At 36.1% G+C, this 3,694-nt stretch carries 3 protein-coding genes and 2 tRNA genes; 4 read left to right on the top strand and 1 reads right to left on the bottom strand.

Annotated features, from left to right (window positions below):
* Nucleotides 1–99 precede the first annotated feature (99 nt).
* From ABZA26_RS10080 to ABZA26_RS10070, 3 genes are all read left to right on the top strand, one after another.
* A tRNA-Thr gene (locus ABZA26_RS10080) sits at nucleotides 100–175 on the top strand.
* A 6-nt stretch (nucleotides 176–181) separates the two neighbouring features.
* Nucleotides 182–265 (top strand) — tRNA-Leu (locus ABZA26_RS10075).
* A gap of 259 nt (nucleotides 266–524) precedes the next feature.
* Nucleotides 525–1,964: a diguanylate cyclase domain-containing protein gene (locus tag ABZA26_RS10070; protein WP_372714394.1), complete on the top strand. Its 1,440-nt coding sequence runs from the start codon at nucleotides 525–527 to the stop codon at nucleotides 1,962–1,964.
* 59 nt (nucleotides 1,965–2,023) lie between these two features.
* On the opposite strand, the gene ABZA26_RS10065 is transcribed toward ABZA26_RS10070, so the two are convergent.
* Complete coding sequence (locus tag ABZA26_RS10065; protein ID WP_372714393.1) at nucleotides 2,024–2,809, bottom strand: formate/nitrite transporter family protein; 786 nt, start codon at nucleotides 2,807–2,809, stop codon at nucleotides 2,024–2,026.
* Nucleotides 2,810–3,072: 263 nt separating this feature from the next.
* On the opposite strand from ABZA26_RS10065, the gene ABZA26_RS10060 reads away from it, so the two are divergent.
* A partial coding sequence (locus ABZA26_RS10060) for a M17 family peptidase N-terminal domain-containing protein (RefSeq protein WP_372714392.1) occupies nucleotides 3,073–3,694 on the top strand: 622 nt, incomplete at its 3' end.

Below are 3,694 nucleotides of genomic sequence, written 5' to 3'. Positions count from 1 at the left end.
GGGGTGTAGCTCAGTTGGTTAGAGCACCGGCCTGTCACGCCGGGGGTCGCGAGTTCGAGTCTCGTCACTCCCGCCATTAAAAATCAAACAACATAATATGCCGCTTTAGCTCATCTGGTAGAGCAACTGACTTGTAATCAGTAGGTGATTGGTTCGACTCCGATAAGCGGCACCACTCAATGCGGGGGTGGCGGAATTGGCAGACGCGCTAGACTTAGGATCTAGTGTCTTCGACGTGGGAGTTCAAGTCTCCCCCTCCGCACCATTTTTATAAATTATACCTAGGTTGATCCTAGGTTTTTTTATTATAAATTTATAAAATAAAAAGGTATATGGTTTTTATTTAGAATAAATTTACTGTGTGAAGAAATTAGTCTTAAAGCTGTGGATAAAACAACTGAAGTTTGAGATGTAATTTTTTATTATTCTATAAAAGTGTGGTGTAAAAACCCATAATTTAAAAGGTATGAGATAAGATTTACGAAATGGGAATAAAAAGTATAAGATTTGTTTATAATTATTTGATGAAAGTAAGAGGTGAGCCTTTGGACTCTAAAATTATAAAATATAACGCTAAGTACACCGAGCCTAAAAGCACAATGTTTCAGATGCTTGAAAAAGACGGAAAGATAATCTACGTCAATGAAAACTGGCTGAAAGAAACTGGATATAAAGAGGACGAAGTTATAGGAAAATATTTCAGAGACTTTGTACTAGAAGAAAGCCTTCCCACTGTGAAAGCCGGGTTTCCCCGTCTGAAAGATTACGGATGCTTGGAAAATGCCATGATAAAGCTCAGAAGAAAAGACGGGGTAGTCATAGAGACAGTCTTAAACGGGATAAGTGTCTATGATGAAAATGGGGATTTTTTGAATACGAGATGTGAGTTGAAGACAATTAATTATTTCATAAAATCCAATCTCTATATGCAAAATCTTTTGGAGGAAGAGATATTCCTAAAAAAGAGTCTGTACATGAAATCACAGATAAACAATGCTCTGATCTTTTCTGAAAGTCTGAGTGATTTTTTAAAACACGCCTTATTTGTATTGTCAGAGCCGTCAGAGATATTCAATACAACTGTTGTAAAGTTTGGTAAAAATAATGAGGTTTTTTCTGATAGTCCTGAACCAATGGTGAATTCTATGGAACTGGAGATAAAAAGATCTTTAATAAAAAATGACTTTTCAAATAAAATAACAGATGATTTTATGATTATCGAAAAAGATAAAAGTGCAGCTGGATTTGAAGATATACAGAATTTGCTGGAGGATGAAGATGTCCTGGTGATATCTACGGTGGTACTGGAAAATAAAATTCATCTGGAAAAGACAGTGTTTTTATTTCACCTTCACGGAGAAAAAATGGGCGGGTTTAAGGAAAAGTGGCTGAGACTCTTGGTAGATGTGAGAGAGATGCTGAGCTTAGGGTTAAATACATTTGATGTATATGAAAATACTCAGGCCATTGCAGAAAAACTCTCGGAATTTTCTAAAATTGAAAATATAGGCCGGCCAAATCCAAAAGATGAGCTTAAAAATGCTGTATACAGGGAGATAGAACGTTATAACAGGTACTCGACTCCTTTTTCTCTTGTGATGTTCAGTATTGCTAATCTTGAAAGCATAAATAATAGTGTCGCTGACCTGTGGTCAGAGGAGATTTCTTCAAATGTTTCCAATGAAATAAATAAGAGTATAAGGGAAATAGACCAATTGTTTATTCTAGACAGCGGAATATTCGTAGTCATACTGACTGAGACCTTGGAAAAGGAAGCGATAAAAATTTCAGAAAGAATAAAAAATAAAACTTCAAATTTAGATCCAATACCTAACAAAATTAAAATAAATATAGGGGTTGCAGAAGGACAAAAGGATGATAGCTTTGGCAGTATCTATAAGAGGTTGAAAAGTAGTCTTTCTGAATCTAAACAGAAGAATAGCGATTCTCTTTTTCTATGTTGACAGATTCTGAGTATTTCGGAAAATTTTAATTGTAAAGAAGACAAGTAAAAAAGACGCCTTTAGGCGTCTTTTTTTAGATAAAGGATATAATAGACTACCGGAATGAATATTCCACCTGAAAGGAGATTTCCCATGGTAACTGGAAAAAGGTTATGACTGACAGCAGTACCTGCCGAATAAATAGCCGGGTCTATCATTTTGGCTATGGAAAGGACAAACATGTTTGCTACAACATGCTGATATCCTGAAAGAGCAAACATCATAATGGGAAACCAGGCTGAGAAGATCTTACCTATGGAATCTGTGGCGGAAAATGTCATCCATACCCCAAGAGCTACTAAGATATTACATAGAAATCCGCTGAAAAGCCCCTCTGTGAATGTAAGGTGAACTTTATGCTCAGCAAGAGTCACAGTGGCTGCGTGCATGGCAGGACTCTTGAAAATTCCACCCATAAAAGCAACCCAAGCTATAAAGATACTTCCGGCAAGATTACCAAACCATACTGATACCCAGTTTATCAGAACTTCTTTCAGAGTGACATCTTTTGTACAATAGGCTATGAATGCTAGGTTGTTTCCTGTGAAAAGATCTCCACCTACAAAAAGAACAAGCATGATTCCAACCGGGAACACTGTTGCCCCCATGAATTTTGCAAATCCGGGATCAAAATTCCCTCCTAAAGTCTGAGAAACGGTTATATATGCCACATATGCAAGACCGATGAAGATTCCTCCCATGAATCCAAGCAAGAACACTTTAGAAGGTTTGGTGTGGGATTTTTTGATAGCCAATTTGACAACAGCTTCAGCACATTCTAGTGTATTTAAAAAACTTTTGTTCATTTATTTCCTCCTGTGTAAGATTTAAAAAAAATTAAGTGTTATTTAACAACGAAGGGGATTATACTTTTTTTTTCATAAAAAGTCAAGAAAAAACAGGGCAAGACATCGCAAAGAATATTAACTAATAACAGCAAAACGAGTGTAAATAAACTAAAAGGAACATAAAATTCTGGAACTAAAAAAAGTTGGAATTGCCATTTTTTGTTAATGGGTGTATAACATTAATTGATAGTAAAAAATAATTTAACAGAAAGAGAGAAGCTATGTATTTTAAAATTGTGAAAAACCTCAAAAAAAATTATTCTAAAAATGTAATTCTTTATCTTGAAGACAAGGTAGAAATTTGTAGTTTTATATCAGAAGAAAACAAGGTGCTTTTGAATAAAATGATTGATGAAAAAAAGTTTAAGGGTAAAAACGGAGAGGTGTTAGAAGCCAGTTTTCTAGAGTACGGAAATCTCATTAATATGGTTCTTGTAGGAGCGGGGAAAGAAGAGGAACTGACAAGAGACTCTATAATAAAAGCTCTTTATAAGGCTCTCAACGGATCTGCCGGAGAGATAATCATAAGCACGGAAGAAGAAAAACTGAAGAATATGGACGCCATAGCAGAGGCGGCCTATCATATTAACTATAAGTTTGACAGGTATAAAACAAAAGAAAACGAGAATAAGTCTCTTGCTATAGAATATTTCGACCCGGCAGGGGAGAGCGAGATGACAGAAGGGGAGGTCTTAGGAAAGGCGGTAAATATAGCCAGAGACCTTGTAAATGAACCTGCAAATGTCATCTATCCAAAAACTCTGGCGCTGGAAGCATCGACTCTGGGATCAGAATACGGATTTGATGTGGAGATACTTGAAGAGTATGGAATCGGAGAAGTGG

The sequence above is a fragment of the Ilyobacter sp. genome, from assembly GCF_041583315.1.
In the GTDB taxonomy this organism is placed as follows: Bacteria; Fusobacteriota; Fusobacteriia; order Fusobacteriales; family Fusobacteriaceae; genus Ilyobacter.
Note: the sequence above shows the minus strand (reverse complement) of the source record. Positions and strands in the feature narration are given on the sequence as shown.